The sequence below is a fragment of the Candidatus Thioglobus sp. NP1 genome (assembly GCF_003326015.1).
GTDB classification, from domain to species: Bacteria; Pseudomonadota; Gammaproteobacteria; order PS1; family Pseudothioglobaceae; genus Pseudothioglobus; species Pseudothioglobus singularis_A.
This window is the reverse complement of record NZ_CP023860.1, coordinates 1,480,343-1,500,321: the sequence shown is the minus strand read 5'-3', so window position 1 is coordinate 1,500,321 and position 19,979 is coordinate 1,480,343. Positions and strand designations below refer to the sequence as shown.

The 19,979-nt window shown below is 35.5% G+C and carries 18 protein-coding genes; 5 read left to right on the top strand and 13 right to left on the bottom strand.

What is annotated here, in order from left to right; all coding sequences use genetic code 11:
* A complete protein-coding gene (gene ltaE, locus CRN91_RS07710; RefSeq protein WP_114115853.1) occupies positions 1-1,065 on the top strand; it encodes a low-specificity L-threonine aldolase in 1,065 nt (354 codons plus the stop codon).
* An 8-nt stretch (positions 1,066-1,073) separates the two neighbouring features.
* On the opposite strand, the gene CRN91_RS07705 is transcribed toward ltaE, so the two are convergent.
* The 12 genes from CRN91_RS07705 to CRN91_RS07650 all read right to left on the bottom strand — a co-directional run bounded on the left by CRN91_RS07705 (position 1,074) and on the right by CRN91_RS07650 (position 14,194).
* A complete protein-coding gene (locus CRN91_RS07705) occupies positions 1,074-1,832 on the bottom strand; it encodes an amino acid ABC transporter ATP-binding protein (RefSeq protein ID WP_114115852.1) in 759 nt (252 codons plus the stop codon).
* A 2-nt stretch (positions 1,833-1,834) separates the two neighbouring features.
* Positions 1,835-2,800, bottom strand: coding sequence for an amino acid ABC transporter permease (locus CRN91_RS07700; RefSeq protein WP_114115851.1), 966 nt, complete (start codon positions 2,798-2,800; stop codon positions 1,835-1,837).
* Between the two features lie 25 nt (positions 2,801-2,825).
* Entirely contained in the window at positions 2,826-3,683 is an 858-nt protein-coding gene (locus CRN91_RS07695) for a transporter substrate-binding domain-containing protein (protein WP_114115850.1), read from the bottom strand.
* Positions 3,684-3,793: 110 nt separating this feature from the next.
* Positions 3,794-4,702: a cysteine synthase CysM gene (gene cysM, locus CRN91_RS07690; protein ID WP_114115849.1), complete on the bottom strand. Its 909-nt coding sequence runs from the start codon at positions 4,700-4,702 to the stop codon at positions 3,794-3,796.
* Between the two features lie 39 nt (positions 4,703-4,741).
* Positions 4,742-5,809 carry a threonine synthase gene (gene thrC / locus CRN91_RS07685; RefSeq protein ID WP_114115848.1) on the bottom strand — a complete coding sequence of 356 codons (1,068 nt, stop codon included), beginning with the start codon at positions 5,807-5,809 and terminating at the stop codon, positions 4,742-4,744.
* Positions 5,810-5,825: 16 nt separating this feature from the next.
* Positions 5,826-7,103, bottom strand: a complete 1,278-nt coding sequence (locus CRN91_RS07680) for a homoserine dehydrogenase (RefSeq protein WP_114115847.1) — start codon at positions 7,101-7,103, stop codon at positions 5,826-5,828.
* Between the two features lie 114 nt (positions 7,104-7,217).
* On the bottom strand, positions 7,218-8,672 hold the full coding sequence (locus CRN91_RS07675) for an NAD-dependent succinate-semialdehyde dehydrogenase (protein WP_114115846.1): 1,455 nt from the start codon (positions 8,670-8,672) through the stop codon (positions 7,218-7,220).
* Between the two features lie 67 nt (positions 8,673-8,739).
* On the bottom strand, positions 8,740-9,540 hold the full coding sequence (locus tag CRN91_RS07670; RefSeq protein ID WP_114115845.1) for an ABC transporter permease subunit: 801 nt from the start codon (positions 9,538-9,540) through the stop codon (positions 8,740-8,742).
* A complete protein-coding gene (locus tag CRN91_RS07665; RefSeq protein WP_114115844.1) occupies positions 9,537-10,451 on the bottom strand; it encodes an ABC transporter permease subunit in 915 nt (304 codons plus the stop codon). The genes CRN91_RS07670 and CRN91_RS07665 overlap by 4 nt, the downstream gene beginning before the upstream one ends.
* Positions 10,452-10,457: 6 nt before the next feature.
* Complete coding sequence (locus CRN91_RS07660) at positions 10,458-11,588, bottom strand: ABC transporter ATP-binding protein (RefSeq protein ID WP_114115843.1); 1,131 nt, start codon at positions 11,586-11,588, stop codon at positions 10,458-10,460.
* Positions 11,589-11,659: 71 nt separating this feature from the next.
* Positions 11,660-12,751 carry a polyamine ABC transporter substrate-binding protein gene (locus tag CRN91_RS07655; RefSeq protein WP_114115842.1) on the bottom strand — a complete coding sequence of 364 codons (1,092 nt, stop codon included), beginning with the start codon at positions 12,749-12,751 and terminating at the stop codon, positions 11,660-11,662.
* 84 nt (positions 12,752-12,835) lie between these two features.
* Complete coding sequence (locus CRN91_RS07650) at positions 12,836-14,194, bottom strand: glutamine synthetase family protein (protein WP_114115841.1); 1,359 nt, start codon at positions 14,192-14,194, stop codon at positions 12,836-12,838.
* A gap of 179 nt (positions 14,195-14,373) precedes the next feature.
* Here CRN91_RS07650 and CRN91_RS07645 point away from each other — a divergent pair, with 179 nt between their 5' ends.
* The 4 genes from CRN91_RS07645 to CRN91_RS07630 are packed head-to-tail and all read left to right on the top strand — an operon-like array spanning position 14,374 to position 18,758.
* Positions 14,374-15,747 carry an aminotransferase gene (locus tag CRN91_RS07645; RefSeq protein ID WP_114115840.1) on the top strand — a complete coding sequence of 458 codons (1,374 nt, stop codon included), beginning with the start codon at positions 14,374-14,376 and terminating at the stop codon, positions 15,745-15,747.
* Positions 15,748-15,757: 10 nt separating this feature from the next.
* Complete coding sequence (locus CRN91_RS07640; protein ID WP_114115839.1) at positions 15,758-17,026, top strand: NAD(P)/FAD-dependent oxidoreductase; 1,269 nt, start codon at positions 15,758-15,760, stop codon at positions 17,024-17,026.
* A gap of 32 nt (positions 17,027-17,058) precedes the next feature.
* Positions 17,059-18,030, top strand: coding sequence for an agmatinase (speB, locus tag CRN91_RS07635; protein ID WP_114115838.1), 972 nt, complete (start codon positions 17,059-17,061; stop codon positions 18,028-18,030).
* Between the two features lie 14 nt (positions 18,031-18,044).
* Entirely contained in the window at positions 18,045-18,758 is a 714-nt protein-coding gene (locus CRN91_RS07630; RefSeq protein WP_114115837.1) for a glutamine amidotransferase-related protein, read from the top strand.
* Here the strand turns inward: CRN91_RS07630 and lhgO are convergent.
* Positions 18,755-19,972 (bottom strand): L-2-hydroxyglutarate dehydrogenase, encoded by a 1,218-nt coding sequence (gene lhgO / locus CRN91_RS07625; RefSeq protein WP_114115836.1) that lies wholly within the window; start codon positions 19,970-19,972, stop codon positions 18,755-18,757. The two genes, CRN91_RS07630 and lhgO, sit on opposite strands and share 4 nt — an antisense overlap.
* Positions 19,973-19,979: the final 7 nt, after the last annotated feature.

Sequence of the window (19,979 nt, the reverse complement as noted above, 5' to 3'; positions counted from 1 at the left end):
ATGAATCAATATAAAAATACTAATACCCACTATGAGTCATTAAAATCTGATGATTCCATTGACTTTAGAAGTGATACTCTTACGATTCCATCTGCTGCAATGCTTGAGTCAGTTCAAGGCGCTAAACTGGGAGATGATGTTTATGGTGAAGACTTAGAAGTTATAGAGTTACAAGAATTTGCTGCAGAACTTTTAGGTAAAGAGGCGAGTCTATTTTTTCCAAGTGGGACCCAAAGTAATCTAACAGCTATGCTATCTCATTGTCAAAGAGGTGATGAGGTTCTGATTGGTCAAAATTATCATACCAACGTTTATGAGGCAAGAGGTGCATCTGTTTTGGGTGGTGTGGGTATATGTCCCATTGATACCTCTGAATCAGGCAGTATGAATCTAGAAGATATGCTTAATCAAATTAAAGATGATGACCCTCATTTTGCAGTCACAAAGTTACTTTGCTTGGAGAATACTATTTCTGGAAAAGTGCAGCCACAAGATGAACTTAGTAATTTAGTTGATGCAGCTCATAAAAGAGGCCTAAGTACTCACCTTGATGGCGCACGTTTATTTAATGCTCATATTCATTCAGGTTTATCAATGAAAGAATTAACTAGTGGTTTTGATAGTGTCTCAATATGCCTTTCTAAGGGCTTAGGAGCCCCAGTTGGTTCGTTATTGGTGGGCAGTAAAGACTTTATTGGAAGGGCTTTAAGGTTGCGTAAGATGCTAGGTGGAGGTTTAAGACAGGTTGGTGTTGTTGCATCATGTGGAATGTTTGCCCTTAAGAATAATATAAAAAGACTCCAAGAAGATCATAATAATGCAAAGCTTTTAGCAGAGGGCTTATCTTCAATATCGCAGTTAAAGGTTGAGTATGGCGAAAGTCAAACTAATATGGTTTTTGTTAATTGTCCAAAAACTCATCGAGAGCCATTAACAAGCTTCCTTCTTGAAAATAAGATTGTCATTTCAAGCCTCGATAGAGGGCGTTTTGTTTGTCATTTAGGGATAAATAACAAAGATATTGGTTTTGTTGTTGAGGTATTCAGAGACTACTTTAATCAATAACAAATCTATTATTCAAGAATCTGATCTAGAAATAATTTGGTACGTTCGTTTTGAGGGTTATTAAAAAACTCCTCAGGAGTGTTTTGCTCAACTATTTCCCCATCAGCCATAAAAACAATCCTATCTGCAACCTGTTTTGCAAAACCCATTTCATGAGTGACACAAATCATTGTCATTCCACTCTTAGCCAACTCAATCATAGTATCAAGAACCTCTGAAACCATTTCAGGGTCAAGTGCAGAAGTTGGTTCATCAAATAACATAACCTTTGGCTGCATACATAAGCTTCTAGCAATCGCAACTCGTTGCTGTTGCCCGCCTGAAAGTTGATCTGGGTACTTATCTGCCTGCTCAGGGATTTTCACTTGCTCTAGCATCTTGATAGCTCTATCGCGAGCCTCATCTTTATCGATTCCACGAACCCAGTTTGGTCCTGCCATACAGTTTTCAAGGACGGTTAGGTGAGGAAATAAATTAAAGTTTTGAAATACCATACCTATATCTTGTCGAACGACATCAACATCATGCATTCTTTCATGAAGTTCGATCCCACTTACCTTAATTAATCCTTCTTGGTGAGCCTCAAGTCGATTAAGACATCTAATTAAGGTAGATTTTCCTGAACCTGATGGGCCACAGATAACAATTTTTTCTTTAAGCTTTATTTCTAAATCAATATTTTTTAAAGCTTGAAAATCCTCATACCATTTACTAACCCCTTTCAGAGAAATTATTGGACTATCTTTGGTATTAGCATTATTTTCCATCGTTAGGTTTTTTGTTGATATTTTTTTTCAATTCGAGCTTGAATCATTTCAAGAATTATTGTGAGACCCCAATATATCATTGCAGCAGTAAGTAACATTTCCATGTGTCTAAAGTCTCTTTGACCAAGCGTCTTAGCAAGGTACATTAACTCCCAAATTCCAAGTACAGAAACTAGTGAGCTATCCTTTAACATTGCAATAAATTGATTTCCAGTTGGTGGAACAATTATTGGTATGGCCTGTGGCAAAATAATCTTTCGAAGGATGAGACCAAATTTAAAGCCTAGGGCCCTTGAGGCCTCCCATTGCCCCTTTGGTATGCTTTGGATGCCTGCTCGGAAAATCTCTGTCATATAAGCACCATAACAAAGTGATAATGCAGTAATACCTGAAGGTATTGCATCAACCATAAATCCTAGTTGTGGAAGCCCTTTATATATTAGATAAACCTGTAATAAAAGAGGTAGACCTCTAAATAATGACGTATAGAAGGTTGCAATTGCATATGCAAATCCATTATTTGATAGTTTTGCTATAGCCCCTACTATTGCTATTGCTGTAGCAATGACAATCGAAACTGCTGATATATATATAGTTGTAAAAAGACCTTTTGAAATCATCAGACCAATTCTGCTTTGTATAAATGATAATTTAAGATCAAAGGAATAGGCAAAGGCAAGAAAAAGCAGGAATAATTCAAGCCAAACAATGAGTATTTGAATTTTTAGCCTAGTAAAACTAATTAATAGTAAATTTAGAACAAATATTGTTGAAAGAACAAAAGAAACAACAAAGCGGCCAAATAAACCACTTTCTTCAGGAACTCCAATTACTGGGCTAAGAAATTCACCAAAAATTGTGTTGGTAAAATTGAAGGCGAAAAAAATCGCCAATACCGTTATTGATAAATAGAAAAGGAAAACTGGCTTATGCAGTGCCTTATCTTCAATAACGGTATCGACGAACATACCTTTCTCTAACTTTTAGCTAATATTAGTATGCAATCGTATAATCGTTGGAGCTGCCATCTGCATTTTTAAACCACTTCATAGACATTGAAGTCAATGTGTAGTCTTTTTGCATCTGAGCAATAATTCTAGCAATCTCAGCATCTAGCTCAGGATCATTATTACCTTTGTCAGTAGCTATTGAAAGAGGCTCATGGAAAGCTGGATCACCCAAGAATTTAATTGGGTAGCCAGCTTCAATTGCATTTTGAAGCATTGGAATAGAGTCAATAATACCGTCATTACGAACACCTGCACCTAGGCGAGTGTCATCAAGACATGCTGAACCGTCAACCAGAGAAGTAATAGTTCCTGGCGTTACTTTATATGAAAACGCTGGAGCATCTATCATATCAAGGTTACCTTGAAGATACATTTCCCATGTAGAGGCTGTAGTAGTACAAACATTCTTGCCATTTAGACCAGCTAATGTAGTTATTGGTGAGTCAGTGTGAACTGCAAATCCAGCAGGGGTGTAATAGTATACTGCAGGGAAATTTAATACTTCAGAACGAGATTCTGTTGGAGTCATTGATCCAACCGATACATCCCATCGCATATTCCAGTTACCTGATGTTATGATATCCCATGAAGGCGTAATGAAGCGAGCTTCAACACCCATTCTCTTAGCAATTTCTCTAGCTACATCTACATCAAAACCTTCCATTTCACCAGCATCATTTATATAAGAATATGGTGCCCAGTTTGCATCCGTTGCAATCATTAATTCATTATTTGATTTAATGTAATCATAAACTACACCCGCTTGTGCAGTCATAGCTAATGATAAAAATGCAACTGTAAATGCAATTGACGACTTTTTAAAGCCTAATTTAATACTCATTTATCTCTCCTTTATGTGTTTAAGAATTTATGAAATTACAATTGTACACATATTTTTAGCCTAAATTTACTAGAAAATCATTGATTAAATAAGATGAAAATTACTAATATTTAAAGGTTCGAGTCTTTAAAAATACCTGTTGAAAGGTAACGATCTCCTCGATCACAGATAATTGTAACAATCGTGGCATTTTCAACTTCTTTTGAAAGTTCAATCGCAGAGGCAACAGCTCCTCCAGCAGATACACCACAAAAAATACCCTCTTTAGTAGCTAATTCTCTTGTTGTTCTTTCAGCTTCTATCTGCGAAATATCCATTATTCTATCGACCTTTGATGAATCAAAAATAGTTGGAAGATAATCTTTAGGCCAGCGTCGAATCCCAGGAATATGGGAGTCTTTATCAGGCTGAATTCCAATAATTTGTATTGCTGGATTTTTTTCTTTAAGATAACTTGATACTCCCATAATAGTTCCTGTAGTTCCCATTGAGCTTACAAAATGACTTACTTCACCATTAGTATCTTTCCAAATCTCTTTGGCGGTAGAAATAATATGCGCTTTTGGGTTATCCACATTAGCAAACTGATTAAGTTGGAATCCTTTTCCTTGGGCACTCATTTGATTTACAAGATCACGAGCACCTTCCATACCTTGCTTTTTAGAAACTAAAATTAATTCAGCACCATAAGCAGTCATTGCATCTTTTCGTTCCTGAGAGAGATTTTCTTGCATTACAAGAATCATCTTGTAGCCCTTTATTGCTGCAACCATAGCGAGGGCAATACCTGTATTACCACTGGTTGCTTCTATTAAGGTATCACCTGGATTAATTTCACCTCTAATCTCTGCTTCTGAAATCATTTTAAGAGCAGCACGATCTTTTACAGAGCCAGCCGGATTATTACCCTCAAGTTTTCCAAGAATAATATTTGAAGGATTTGGGTTTAAACGTTGAAGACGAACTAATGGAGTATTACCAACACATAGTTCAATAGTTTTATAGTTCTGCTTGCTCATAAATAGATAGTTTTTTATTAAACTTAGAGCCAACTAGAACTACATATTATCTAATATGGCTTTTTTAACTTCATCCAATGTTGGGTTAATATTAATCATAGCACTCTGATCACATTGAGCGATAGCTGTATCTGGATCTTTCAGTCCATGCCCAGTTAGAGTGCATACAACACTAGAGCCATCAGGTATCTTTCCTGATTTTATATCTCTTAAAGCACCTGCCACTGAAATTGCTGAAGCTGGCTCACAAAAAATACCTTCTTGTTCGGTAAGCATTTTTTGAGTTGCTAAAATTTCTTTATCTGAAAAACTATCAAACCAGCCATTTGAATCTTTACTAAGTTTTAATGCTTGATCCCAACTTTGAGGATTACCAATTCTAATTGCAGTTGCAATTGTTTCGGGTTTTTTAACTCGAGAACCACTAACAAAAGGAGCAGCACCTGCAGCTTGATAGCCAAGCATAATAGGTGTTGATTTTGACTTACCTGCCTCATGATATTCAGTGTATCCCATCCAATGAGCTGTAATATTTCCAGCATTACCAACTGGTAGGCAATGATAGTCTGGTGCATGACCTAACTCTTCAATAATTTCAAAAGCAGCTGTTTTCTGTCCTTGAAGTCTAAACGGATTAATTGAATTAACAATTGAAACTGGAGCAAAGTCAGCTACTTCTTTGACGAGCTGCATTCCATCATCAAAGTTACCCTTAATTTGAATGATAGTAGAGCCATGAATCATTGCTTGAGCAAGTTTCCCCAAGGCAATTTTGCCTTCTGGGATAACTACAAATGCTTTAATTCCCGCCCTAGCTGCATATGCAGCTGCAGCAGCTGATGTGTTTCCTGTAGATGCACAAATAATTGCTTTAGAGCCACTTTCAAAGGCTTTTGTAACCGCCATTGTCATTCCACGATCTTTGAAAGAGCCTGTAGGATTAAGCCCTTCATATTTAATATAAAGTTTTACTTGCGTACCCATTTTGCATGGGATGTTTTCTAATCTTATTAGCGGGGTATTGCCTTCACCAAGACTAATAATGCGAGTTTTATCACTCACAGGAAGTGTATCTCTATATTTTTCAATTAGGCCTGTATATCTCATATTAATTTTTTTAAATTTAGTCTAGTAATTCAATATGAATAATTTGAACATCTGCTTGATTAAACTCTCTTGCCTCTATTGCAGCTTTGATACTCATAACTGTTTTAGTACTTACTCGATCTGTTGTTATGGCAATATGGGCATTTTTATTCTCATCCACTTGTTTTTGAATAAGTGCTTCAATACTGACATTATGGTCATTAAAAATTCCAGTTACTTTTGAAAGAACTCCCTTTACATCAGAAACTAAAAGCCTTAAAAAGAATTCACTATTTATTGAGTCATTATCAATAACATTAATTTTTTGCTGAGATTTCCATCCTAAAGTATGATTACTGGTTTGATTATTAATAATGTCATTAAGATCAGCAATAACTGCAGAAGCAGTAGCTTCATCACCAGCACCAGGACCATAATATAGGCTAGTCCCGAGAGCATCACTTTTTACCATCACAGCATTCATGACCCCATCAACTTGCGCAATCAATTGTTTATTAGAAACTAGAGTAGGGTGAACGCGAAGCTCAATTCCATTTTCAACTCTTTTGGCAATACCTAAATGTTTAATTGTATATCCTAACTCGGTAGCATGAAGGATATCTTCAGTCGTAATGTCACTGATCCCTTTTGTATAAACTTTATCAAACTGAATTTTAGTTCCAAAGGCAATTGCAGCTAAAATTGAAAGTTTATGAGCAGCATCAATTCCTTCAATGTCAAATGTAGGATCCTCTTCAGCGTAACCAAGTGCTTGAGCTTCTTTTAGGACATCATCAAAGTCTCTACCCTTTTCCTTCATATCAGTTAGGATAAAGTTACCAGTTCCATTAATTATTCCAGCAACTGATTCAATATTATTAGCACTGAGACCTTGCTCCAAAGCTTTAATAATTGGAATTCCTCCAGCCACAGAAGCTTCAAATAAAAAGCGTACTTCTTTCTTGTTTGCAAGTTTAATTAATTCATTACCATGATTTCCAATAAGTGCTTTATTGGCAGTAATGATGTGTTTACCATTGTTTATAGCAGTCTCAATTAGTTCCTTAGCAAGGCCAAAACCCCCTATAAGTTCAAGGACTACATCAATATCAGGATGATTAACAACTTCAAATGGATCCTCAGTTAGTTTGATATCTGAAGTATCACAAATACGTTTTTTTGTTTTATTTCGAACACCAGCAATTACAAGCTCTATTTTAACTCCAGTTCGTCTTTGAATAGATTCACTATTTTTTTGTAAGACATTTACTACACCACCACCAACAGTGCCTAGTCCAAGAATTCCAACTTTCATTATTTTTTTTATAAAATCGAATGCGTCATTATACCAATCAGTGAAATGACGCAATAGAAATCATTTTTAAAATGTTTTAGGTTTAATAAGTTATATTAACTACAGAAAAAAAATTTATTTCAAGCCACCCATGCAAATATATTTTAATTCAAGGAAGTCATCAATTCCATAATGAGAGCCCTCTCTTCCTAAGCCTGATTCTTTAATACCTCCAAATGGAGCAACTTCGTTAGAGATTACACCTTCATTAACACCAACCATGCCATATTCAAGTGCTTCTGAAACTCTCCATATTCTATTAATATCGTTTGTAAAGAAATAAGATGCAAGCCCAAACTCAGTATCATTTGCCATATCAATAGCCTCCTGCTCTGTTGAAAACTTAAAAATAGGGGCAAGTGGTCCAAATGTTTCTTCTGATGCAATTTTCATTGAGCTATCGACATTACTAACAACAGTTGGCTCAAACATTGTTCCACCATTTTGATGAGGCTTTCCTCCTGCAACAATTACAGCACCTCGATCAACTGCATCTGATAAGTGATCCTTAACTTTATCAAGCGCTTTTAAACTTATTAAAGGTCCCTGATTAACTCCTTCATCCATTCCATTCCCAACATTTAATGTTTTGACAGCATCAGCAAGTCGTTTTACAAACTCTTCATAAATTCCTTCTTGAACTAGAAAACGATTAGTACAAACGCAGGTTTGCCCTGTATTTCTAAATTTTGATATCATTGCTCCTGCAACTGCTGCATCTATATCAGCATCATCAAAAACTATAAACGGAGCATTCCCTCCAAGCTCCATTGAAACTTTTTTCATTGTATCGGCACAATTGCGAGTCAAAATTTTTCCAACTGCTGTTGATCCAGTAAATGAAAGTTTTCGAACAATTTTACTATCCGTTAATGCTAAACCAATTTCACTAGAATTTGTTCCTACAATTACATTAATAATTCCTTTTGGTATACCTGCTTGATCGGCAAGTTCAGCAATTGCTAAAGCAGACAAAGGGGTTTCTGCTGCAGGTTTAATAACAACTGGACATCCAGCAGCAAGAGCTGGAGCACACTTTCTTGTGATCATAGCAATTGGGAAGTTCCATGGTGTTATTGAAGCAACAACACCAATAGGTTGTTTTATTACAAGTATTCTCCTATCATTTGCAGGAGTCGGGATTACGTCACCATAAGTCCTCTTACCCTCTTCAGCAAACCATTCAATAAAAGAAGCACCATAACCAACTTCACCTCTAGCTTCAGCTAGTGGCTTTCCCTGTTCTGCTGTCATTAACATTGCTAAATCTTCTTGGTTAGACATTATTAAATCAAACCATTTCTTTAAGATAGCAGCTCTTTCTTTAGCAGTTCGACTGCGCCATTCTGGCCAGGCAGCATTTGCTGCTAAAATAGCCTCATCAGTTTCTTTTTTACCCATATCAGGTAGTGTACTAATAACTTCATTTGTATAGGCATTAGTGACATCAAAGCGTGATTTAACGTTATCTCCAACCCACTGTCCATTAATATAACCATGAGTTTTAAGAAGATTTAAATTTTTCAGCATAACTTACCCTTATTAATAATTGATATTAAAGGTGCTAATTATAATAGTGTAATAAATATTATGTCTTTTAAGTTTGGGATACTTTGACTAGGTTTTTTTGTCTTCTGCCAATTAATGAAGCACTAACAACACCAAGGGTAACTACTCCAACCAATATAGTTGAGACTGCATTTATTTCAGGGGTCACTCCAAGTCTAACCATTGAATATATCTTCATTGGTAGGGTGGTTGATCCTGGTCCAGATGTAAAGCTTGCAATGACTAAATCATCAAGTGATAAGGTGAAGGATAGTAACCAACCAGCAATCACTGCAGGAAGAATAATAGGTAGAGTGATTAATATAAATGTCCTAAAAGGGGTGCAACCCAAGTCAAGAGCAGCCTCAGTGATGCTATCATCATAACTGGACATTCTAGATTGAATAACCACTGCAACATAGCACATCGAAAAAGTTATATGAGCTAGAGTTACTGTAAAAACTCCGCGATCAATAGCAAGTGCTACAAACATAAGTAAGGTTGAGAGTCCAATAATAACTTCTGGCATTACCATAGGTGCATAGATCATTCCTGAAAAAAGAGTTCTACCTCTAAAGTTTCCAAAACGAGTCATCACTAGTCCAGCAATTGTTCCTAAAATTGTTGCGATAGTCGAAGATACAAAGGCGACCTTTATAGTTACCCATGCTGCATCTTTGATGCCTTGATTTTGCATGAGTTCACCATACCATTTTGTGGAAAAACCTCCCCAAACTGTTACTAATCTAGACTCATTGAAGCTAAATAATATAAGCAAGATAATAGGGATATATAAAAATGAGAATCCAACGATTAAAGCAAAGAGGTTGAAGTTACCAAACTTTTTCATGAGATTGCCCTCTCTTGTGATTTTTGATAAAGCATTATTGGAACGACTAGAAGGGCAAGAAGGATTATTGCTACTGCAGAAGCAACAGGCCAGTCACGATTATAGAAAAATTCTGTCCAAAGGACCTTTCCTATCATTAATGTATCAGATCCACCCAACAGATCTGGTATAACAAACTCACCCATTACCGGAATAAAAACTAAGAAACAGCCAGCTAAAATTCCAGGAATTGAGAGAGGAACTGTAACTGTCCAAAAAGTTTTAAAAGGCCTACAACCCAAATCAGCAGCAGCCTCCAATAAACTCATATCCATCTTTTCAAGATTTGCATAAAGAGGTAAAATCATGAAAGGGAGATAAGAGTAGACAATACCAATATAGACTGCAAGATCTGTATTCATTATCATTAACGGTTTATCAATAATGCCAATACTCATTAAAGCTAAATTTAGCAATCCTTCTGTTTTTAATATACCAATCCATGCATAAACTCTTATTAGGAAAGAAGTCCAAAAAGGAAGGATTACAAGCATTAATAATATGCCTCTCCATCGGGTTGGAGCTCTTGCTACGCTGTAAGCAATTGAATAGCCTATTATTAAGGTCAGTATTGTAGAAATAATAGCTATTTTTAAACTTGAAAGATAAGCTTTGATATATAAAGAATCACTAAAAAGAAATAAGTAGCTATCAAGACTTGCAGCAATTGAAGGTAACCATGAGTCACTCCACTTAAGTAGAGAGGTGTATGGTGGTATTGCCATAATTGGCTCAGCAAGACTAATCTTGAGAACAAAAATAAAAGGCAGTAAAAAGAGCAATAAAAGCCAAATATATGGAATAGCGATTACAGCATTTCTTCCATTAAATATGCTTTGAAAATAGTTAGATTTTTTTCTTGAATTATTCACTAGAAACTAAGAAAGAAGAACAACTGCGGAATGGGGTGCCCACTGAAGAAAAACTTCATCTTCCCAGGTTAAATGATGTTCTTTAGTTCTCACACGATTTGCACGAATTGCCTTAAGAATTCGACCATTATCAAGTTTAACATGATAAGTTGAAAAGCTTCCTCCATAAGCAATATCTTCAATAGTTCCTTTCAATATATTATGATCATTTGAGGGTGGATTTTTAGATATTTCAAGTTTCTCAGGTCTAACAGCAAACCACATCTCATCTTCAATCTCAGCACCAACCTCTTGAGTTGCAAATACTATTGAATTTGAATCTTCAGAGAGTAATTGAGTACCAATTTTATTTTGTCCTTTATAGATTCCTTTTAATATATTAACGTCACCTATAAAGTCAGCAACATCTTTATTAATGGGTGCCTCATAGATTTCTGCAGGCGTTGCAACTTGAACCAAGTTTCCAGAATCCATCACACCAATTCTGCTTGAAACGGTCATTGCCTCCTCTTGATCATGGGTAACAATAACAAAAGTAACTTCTAATTTTTCTTGGATATCCATTAGTTCAAATTGAGTTTGCTCCCTTAGTCTTTTATCTAGAGCTCCTAATGGCTCATCTAAAAGTAATAGTTTTGGACGTTTTGCTAGACTTCTTGCAAGAGCTACTCGTTGACTTTGTCCTCCAGAGAGTTGGTTTGGTTTACGTTTTGCAAAATCAGTAAGTTCAACTAGCTCTAGCATCTCCTCAACTCTTTGATCAATTTCATTAGTAGGCAGATTGTCTTGTTTGAGTCCAAAGGCTATATTCTTTTCTACAGTCATATGAGGAAAAAGAGCATATGACTGAAACATCATATTGATAGGCCTTAGGTGCGGAGGTATTTCTGATATATCCTCTCCATCGAGAAGAATTTTACCATTTGTAATTTTCTCAAAACCTGCTAGCATCCTAAGTAGAGTTGTTTTTCCACAACCAGATGGGCCTAATAAGGAAAAAAACTCATTCTTATAGATATCTAAAGTTAGATTATCTATAGCAGTGAATTCTCCAAATTTCTTTGTTACATTTTGAATTTGAATATAAGGTACTTGAGTTGGGTCCAGCCATGGGCTGAATGAAGTAGATTCTGACATATTTTTTTAAAGGCAATAAAACATAACCCTTCCTGATGATAAGCATCAAGAAGGGTTATGTGGATTAAGAATTATTGACCTGTAGTAATTTTAGTCCAAGTACGTGTTACCACTCTTTGGGATTTTGAATCATAAGTTGGGCTAATATATAAACCCTCCATTACCTCAGGTGTTGGATAAACTGCTGGATCATTCAACAGATCTTCTTCTAATAATGGTTGTGACGCTAGGTTACCATTAGCATACCAAACGTAATTTGTTGCTGTTGCAATCTGCTCAGGATCCATAATCCAATTGATGTACTTATGCGCGTTACTTGCATTTGGAGCATCTTTTGGAACTGCTAATTGATCAAACCACATTAGTGCACCTTCTTCTGGAATTGCATAAACGATTTCAACATCATTTTCTGCATCCCAAGCTGCGTATTGAGCCATAAAGATATCACCTGACCAACCAACTACTAAGCAAATATCACCATTTGCAAGTGCATCAATGTATTGGGATGAATGGAATTTTTGAATATAAGGACGAACCTTCATAAGAACTTCTTCAGCTTTTTTAATCACATCAGCGTCAGTACTTCTAGGATCCTCTCCAAGATATGCTAAGGCAGCAGGAATTATTTCGGTTGGCGCGTTAAGTAAATGAACGCCACAGTCAGCAAATTTAGAAACAACATCTGGATCAAAAACCATCGCCAAAGAAGTTGTTGGCGCATCTGCCATTCTTTCACCAATTAGACCTTCGTTATAACCAATTCCTGTTGTTCCCCACATATAGTTAACAGAATAGTCATTAAGCGGACCAAATTGAGCGACTTGATCTTCAATATCACTCCACATATTACCAATATTGGATAATTTTGACTTATCAAGTTTTTGGAAAACGCCTGCTTCTATTTGACGAGCTAAAAAGCTACTTGAAGGAACCACAACATCATATCCTGAGCCACCTGCTAAAAGCTTAGCCTCAAGGACTTCGTTTGAATCAAATACATCATAAACAACTTTGATGCCAGTTGCAGCGGTAAAATCAGTATTGACCTGTTCATCAATGTAGTCTGACCAGTTAAGAACATTTACTACTTCGTCTGCAATTGCAACTTGCGCTGAAAAAGTTAATGCACCAGCAACGAGTAGATTATTTAATTTATTTTTCATTATTTCTCCTTTATTTTTTTTACTTTATTAATTGGTAATTTTTTATTTTAATCACCTTTTTTGAAATCACAAAAACAAACATATTTAAAGATGTCTTAAGTATGAATTGTATTCAAAATCTGTAATTGTACTTTCAAATCTTTTTATTTCTGATTCTTTAACGCATTGATAAGACTGTTGAAATCTATCACCAAAGAATTCTTTAACCACTGATGATACACTTGTTTTATGCACAGCTTCACGCCATGTTATTCCTAATTCTGGTTCGTGTTGTGCATGAGCGTTTCCAATTGTTTCTTTTTCAAGATTAAATTCGTTTTCTATTCCATTGAGAACACTTGCCAGGATTGATGCAAAAACTAAATATGGATTTGAGTCTGCACTGGGTAGTCTAAATTCCAATCTTGTTGCATTATTAGAGGCTTCTGGAAGTCTTACAAGGGCAGTTCTGTTTTCATTTCCCCAGCTTAATGTAGTTGGGGCATGATCAGCATTATGAACTAATCTTCTATAAGAATTTGAATGAGGCGCATAAAAAGAAAGAAAGTCTGGAGCATTTTTTAATAATCCAGCGATAGCACTTGCAAAAACGCCTTGTGGTTGTTTATTTTTATTAACTTTAAATATATTTTTACCATCTTTATCAATAATACTTAAATGGGCATGCATCCCATTACCGGCTTCTTCTGAAAATGGTTTGGCCATAAATGTTGCATTCAAATTAAACTTACGAGCACAGTTTTTAATTAAACGTTTCATTAAGAAAGCTTGATCTGCCATTAATAAAGCATCATCATGATGGAGCAAATTAATTTCAAACTGTCCTGGAGCACACTCTTTAATTGCTGTTTCAGCTGGAATCCCTAAGGAAATAGCACTTTTTTCCACTAGCTCAAAGAACTCTTCAAAGTCATCCATCTCACTTAAGTTAAGTAATTGAACCTCTTCATAACGTCTATTTGTTCCTGGAATCAATGGCATTTGAGGATGTCCATTTTTTTGAAGCTGCTTATCTATTAGATAAAACTCCATTTCTGGAGCTATCACTGGTCTCAAACCAAGATTTTTGAATCGACTAAGAATTGAATTCAAAACATTCCTTGGATCAGCATATATAGCATCGCCATTTCCATCTTCCATGCTGACTATGCATTGGGCGGTATTTCGAGAGCTCCAAGGAGTAATTGCTAGTGAGCTTTCAACAATTCTACATATCGCATCACCATCACCACTCATAACTAATCCTGTACCTTTAGGGTTGTCTCCCCAGACATCAAGAACATAACTAGAAATAGGCATTTTTAAACCACCTTCAGAGGCTTTAATTAGGGTTTTGGGCGATGCATTCTTACCTCTGGGAATGCCATTAAAATCGACATAAATGAACTCAATTTTTTCTAGTTCAGGATTTTCATCAAGAAACTTTGTAGCAATATTTTTCATAAACTATCTTTTTTGATTATTTTTTTAACAATACCTTAATTTTATCGGCAAATATTAAATTAATTATTGTGAAAAAGTAAAAATGGATTACACTATATCATCTAAAGACAAATGACAAGCTACATTCATTAGTTTTGTTATTAAAATGGTAATTGATAATTAATTTTAAAGGAAAGAATATGACTGCAAGTACTTCAGCACTCCAACAAAAAAATGCAAAGCATCTCATTCAATCATTTAGCGATTTAAGTTATATGAATAATCCTGAGGAAACTCATATTATTAGCCGTGCAGACGGTGTTTATATTTATGATAATGATGGTAAGAAAATTTTAGATAGTATGTCAGGGCTATGGTGTGTCAACATGGGTTATGGCCAACAATCAATTATTAAGGCAGTTAATGAGCAAATGAAAGAACTTGTTTACTATAATAATTTCTTTGGTTCAAGCCATCCAGCTGCGATTAAATTATCTGAAATGATTGCTGATAAAACTCCAGATGGAATGAATAAAGTTTATTTTTGTGGTTCTGGATCTGAAGCTAATGATACTGTTGTTAGGTTATCAAGACACTACTGGGCAGCAAAAGGTAAACCCTCCAAGTCTGTGATTATTAGTCGTAAAAATGCATACCATGGTTCTACTATGGCTGGGGCTAGTTTGGGAGGGATGAGTGCTATGCATGCGCAAGGTGGTTTACCAATAGCTGATATTGAGCATATAGATCAGCCCTACTATTATGATGCTTGTGTTGAGGCAGGTGGCAAAATTGATGAAGATGATTTTGGAATTAAAGTAGCTCAAACTCTTGCTAAAAAAATTGATGAACTTGGTGAAGATCGTGTTGCAGCATTTATAGCTGAACCTATTCAGGGCGCGGGTGGTGTTATTATTCCTCCAAAAACTTATTGGCCAGAAATAAGTCGAATTTGCAAGGAAAGAAATATCCTTTTAGTTGCAGATGAGGTCATATGTGGATTTGGAAGGACGGGTGAATGGTTTGGTTCTGGACACTTTAACTTTAAGCCAGATTTGATGGCATTTGCAAAGGGAGTAACTTCGGGTTATCTTCCAGTTGGAGGTGTTATTGTTGATGATGATATTGTTGATGTATTAGCCTCAGCTAAGGAAGAGTTTAATCATGGTTATACCTATTCAGGACATCCAGCCTGTATGGCTGCAGCTATAGCTAACCTTGAGTTAATGGAGAGCACTAATATAATTCACCAAGTCAAAAATAATACTGCCCCATACTTGGGAAGTAAGTGGAAGGATTTAGAGAGCCACTCCTTAGTTGGTGAAGCAAGACAACTTGGAATGCTTGCAGCAATAGAAATTGTTGAAGATAAAGAAAATTGTAAGCGCTTTGATAATAGTGGAGAGATTGTTGGAAAATGTCGTGATCTTTGTTATGAGAATGGCATAGTAATGCGGGCAATTAAAAATAAGATGGTTATTTCTCCTCCATTAATTTGTAATAATGAGCATATTGATGAAATTATAGAGAAGGTTTGGAAGTGTCTTGATCTAACGGCCCAATCTATAAAGTAGTTTTTTACAAGTGCAATCTTACTATCAGGCTAGTAGAAATAAAGAAATCGAGCAGTCACCACTTACTGAAGATGTTTTAGCTGATATCTGTGTTATTGGTGGTGGGTATACAGGTTTATCAACTGCTCTTTATCTTGCTAAAAAAGGTGTCAATGTAGTACTTATTGAGTCTAATAAGATTGCTTCTGGAGCATCTGGGGCTAATGGGGGGCAAGTATCAGGTGGGATGCGAAGAGATCAATTTTATTTAGAAAAGGCTTTAGGCTTTGATTATGCTAAGGTATTGTGGAAAATTGGTGAAAAATCAAAATATCATGCAAAAGAGCTTATTGATAAATACCAAATTCAGTGTGACTATAAAAAGGGTATTGCTCATCCAAATCACAAACAGAAATATTGTGATGAATCAAAGCAATATGTTGATCATATGAAAAAAAACTATGATTATGAGGATATGGATTATCTAAATGATAATGAAATGAGAGAGGTAACAGGATCAAGCTCATATTATGGAGGAAGTTATGATGAAGGTGAGGCCCACTGTCATCCTCTTAATTACGCTCTTGGAATTGCTCAAGCAGCATTATCTGCAGGCGCAAAAATATACGAAAATACTGCCGCAAGTGGTTATAAGGTTTTAGATGATCATGTAAAGGTAATTACTAAGAATGGATCCGTGAAAGCAGATCGTATTGTGCTTGCATGCAATGGTTATCTTGGTAATCTTGAAAAAAGCTTGACTTCAAAAATTTTGCCAATGAATAATTATATTGTTGCAACAAAGCCTTTGAGTGATGAAGTAGTTAAAAAAATAAATCCAAGGGATATAGCTTTTGCAGATTCAAGATTCGTAATTAATTACTTTAGGATGAGTGCAGATAAGCGCTTGCTTTTTGGGGGTGGAGAGAACTATTCTCAAGAATTATCAAAAAATATTGTACCTATAGTTACTAAACCTTTAGAAAAAATTTATCCATTTCTTAAGGGAGTTAAAATTGATTATGCCTGGGGTGGTAAGCTTGCGATTACATTGAACCGGCTACCTTTTTTTACAACCCTTAAAAATGATAGAGTAATATCTGCTCAAGGTTATTCAGGCCAAGGTGTTGCCTTGGCAAGTTATTCTGGCAAGATCATTTCTGAAAAAATATTAGGTAGTGGTGAGACTTTTGATCTAATGGCTAAAATCCCAAGGCAAAGCTTTCCAGGTGGAAGATTTTTACGAAATCCAAGTATGAAGATTGGTATGCTTTACTATTCGTTATTAGACAGAATATAATGTTGTTTACTATTTTTAAATAGAGAGATTGTATGAGTATTGATGATTTTGAGGATTTAGATACTGATCAGGCTTTTACAAAAAAAAGTCTTTATGGAAGGGCCAATGAAATGACCTATGGCGGAGCGCTAAGTTTTCTGAGGCGAAAGTATACAAAAGATTTAAAGGGAGTTGATATTGCTGTTAGTGGTATTCCCTATGATGCTGCTACTAGTTTTCGACCAGGCGCAAGATTTGGTCCAAAGGCGATAAGAGAAGCCTCTGTTCAACTTGCAGAATTATTAGCCTTTCCTGATGGAATAGACCCTTTTAAAACTTTGGCAGTTTCAGATTATGGAGATTGTGAACTTGACTATGGTTTTCACGGAAATGTAGTCTCGCAAATTGAGGCTCATGCCACAACTATTTTAAATGCTGGTGTTGAGATGTTAACTTTTGGTGGTGATCATTTCGTAACTTATCCACTTTTAAGAGCACATGCCGCAAAACATGGACCAATTGCTCTTGTTCATTTTGATGCTCATACAGATTCATGGCCTGATGAGGATGGTAGGCTCGATCATGGAACTATGTTTTCAAGAGCTATAAAAGAAAATTTAATTGATACTGAGCATTCTATTCAGATTGGGATAAGAACTCATAACAGTAATACCAAGGGAACTACTATTTTAGATGCACCATGGGTTCATGAGAATGGTGTCAAAAAAGTAATAAAAAAAATAATTGATGTTGTTAAAGATCGACCTGCTTATCTAACATTTGATATTGATGGACTTGATCCAGCATACGCTCCTGGAACTGGAACTCCAGTTGCTGGAGGATTAACATCTGCTCAAGCTTTAGGAATAATTAGAGGTTTAGGTGATTTAAATTTTATTGGTGCAGATGTCGTTGAGGTGGCACCTGCCTATGATCATGCAGAAATTACGGCTATATTAGCAGCGACAATCGCTCATGATTATTTAGTACTTAGAGCTCAGCAAAAAAATAAAATAAAAATCTAACTTTAAATACCATTATGAAAATAGGAATATTACTTGTAGGAAGGGCTTCAGAAGATTTAGTGGATAAGTATGGTACCTATGCTGAAATGTTAATCAATTTAATTAATTCTGATGAGAAATTATTTGAATTCAAAACATTTAATATCCTTGATGGAATTTTCCCTTTAAATCATAACGATTGTGATGGATGGATCGTCACAGGCTCTCCTCATGGAGTGTATGAAGAGCATTCTTGGATTCCAATTGTGAGTCAACTAATTAAAGATATTTATGATAATAAACTTCCAATTTTTGGTGTTTGTTTTGGGCATCAACTTATTGCACAAGCTTTAGGTGGTAATGTTGAAAAATCAACAAAAGGTTGGGGATTGGGACTTCATACCTATCAAATTAATAATAAGACTAACTATATGGGTAATTTATCAAGTGAAGTCACCTTGAATATCTGTCATCAGGATCAAGTTTTAAGTCCTCCAAATGGAGCTACTGTTTACGCTAAATCTGATTTTTGTGAAAATGCTGGGTTCTATATAAAAGATAAGGTTCTAACTATGCAAGCTCATCCTGAATTTTTAGTTGATTTTATAAAGGCTCTTCTAACAGCTCGAAGAGATGTGACTATTCCAAAGCAATTTGTTGACCCAGCTTTAATTGGACTCAAAAGTCATCCTGATAGTGTTCAATCCAATCAATTTGCTGAGACTATAAGGCGGTTTTTCTTAAACTAGTTAAGCTGATTGGATGCCTTTGTCGCCTTGTCTGTTATATACCTCCCAATTGGTATGGCGGAAGTAGCAGCTGGTGAGGGCGCATTACAAACATGTATGGAGCGTCTGCTCTCAGCAAAAAGAAAATCATGAACAAGACTGCCATCTTTTAGAACTGCTTGGGCGCGAACTCCTGCTGGATATGGTTCAAGATCATTAAGTTTTATAGAAGGACTATATTTTTGAACTTCTTTTAAATAGCCACTTTTAAATAATGAATTTTTCATTTCATATAAGCCCGACTTAATATTTTTTAGCAATACTCTATAAAGTCCTATGAATGAAATCATTTGAAAAGTATCCTTAAAATTAAAATTAAATTTATTGTAACCTTCTCTTTTAAAACCAAGAACAGCATTAGGTCCAACTGTGATACTGCCATCTATCATTCGAGTCAAGTGAACTCCCAAGAAGGGCATTGAAGGATCAGGTATTGGATAAATCAAATGTTTTACAAGTTTATTATGAGTGCTTGCTAGTTTAAAATATTCACCCCGAAATGGGACAATCTGAAAATCAATTTTAATACTAAGAAGTCTTGCTATTCGATCAGCCATTAACCCTGCGCAACATACTAGATATTTAGATTTAAAGCGCTCATTCTTAGTTATTATCTCAATCTTATCTGTATCCTCCTTAAGATTTATGACCTCAGTATCAAGAATAGATTCACCACCTAAAGACTCGTATTGTTCTGACATTTTTTTTGTAATCAGCTTATAGTTAACAATACCAGTTGATTTAACTAGGAGAGCGCCTAATCCAATAACATTCGGTTCAAGTTTATTTAGTTGTTTTTGGTCTAAAACTTTAACATTAATTTTATTTTTTTTACACTTTTCATGTAACTCATTCATTCTGGATAATTCTAGATCAGAAGTCGCAACTAATAACTTTCCACATTGCTCATAGGGAATATTATGAAGTTTACAAAAATTAATAGTTTCATTGAGGCCTTCTTTACAAAACTGAGCCTTTAAGCTTCCTGGTTGATAATAAACACCTGCATGAATAACCCCACTATTATGACCAGTTTGGTGAGATGCAAAAGATTTCTCTTTTTCTAAAAGTAATACTCGTTTACTTGGATGTTTTGTAATAAGTGCAAGTGCCGTTGAGACACCAACAATCCCACCTCCTAAAACGACATAGTCATAAATTTCATCTTTATTCATTATGTTA

Coding starts and splice junctions, on each gene's coding strand:
- speB (WP_114115838.1), top strand. CDS start 17,059: ATGAGTATTGATGATTTTGAGGATTTAGATACTGATCAGGCTTTTACA.
- thrC (WP_114115848.1), bottom strand. CDS start 5,809: ATGAGATATACAGGCCTAATTGAAAAATATAGAGATACACTTCCTGTG.
- ltaE (WP_114115853.1), top strand. CDS start 1: ATGAATCAATATAAAAATACTAATACCCACTATGAGTCATTAAAATCT.
- CRN91_RS07655 (WP_114115842.1), bottom strand. CDS start 12,751: ATGAAAAATAAATTAAATAATCTACTCGTTGCTGGTGCATTAACTTTT.
- CRN91_RS07700 (WP_114115851.1), bottom strand. CDS start 2,800: ATGTTCGTCGATACCGTTATTGAAGATAAGGCACTGCATAAGCCAGTT.
- CRN91_RS07705 (WP_114115852.1), bottom strand. CDS start 1,832: ATGGAAAATAATGCTAATACCAAAGATAGTCCAATAATTTCTCTGAAA.
- cysM (WP_114115849.1), bottom strand. CDS start 4,702: ATGAGCAAGCAGAACTATAAAACTATTGAACTATGTGTTGGTAATACT.
- CRN91_RS07670 (WP_114115845.1), bottom strand. CDS start 9,540: ATGAAAAAGTTTGGTAACTTCAACCTCTTTGCTTTAATCGTTGGATTC.
- lhgO (WP_114115836.1), bottom strand. CDS start 19,972: ATGAATAAAGATGAAATTTATGACTATGTCGTTTTAGGAGGTGGGATT.
- CRN91_RS07660 (WP_114115843.1), bottom strand. CDS start 11,588: ATGTCAGAATCTACTTCATTCAGCCCATGGCTGGACCCAACTCAAGTA.
- CRN91_RS07650 (WP_114115841.1), bottom strand. CDS start 14,194: ATGAAAAATATTGCTACAAAGTTTCTTGATGAAAATCCTGAACTAGAA.
- CRN91_RS07680 (WP_114115847.1), bottom strand. CDS start 7,103: ATGAAAGTTGGAATTCTTGGACTAGGCACTGTTGGTGGTGGTGTAGTA.
- CRN91_RS07645 (WP_114115840.1), top strand. CDS start 14,374: ATGACTGCAAGTACTTCAGCACTCCAACAAAAAAATGCAAAGCATCTC.
- CRN91_RS07695 (WP_114115850.1), bottom strand. CDS start 3,683: ATGAGTATTAAATTAGGCTTTAAAAAGTCGTCAATTGCATTTACAGTT.
- CRN91_RS07675 (WP_114115846.1), bottom strand. CDS start 8,672: ATGCTGAAAAATTTAAATCTTCTTAAAACTCATGGTTATATTAATGGA.
- CRN91_RS07630 (WP_114115837.1), top strand. CDS start 18,045: ATGAAAATAGGAATATTACTTGTAGGAAGGGCTTCAGAAGATTTAGTG.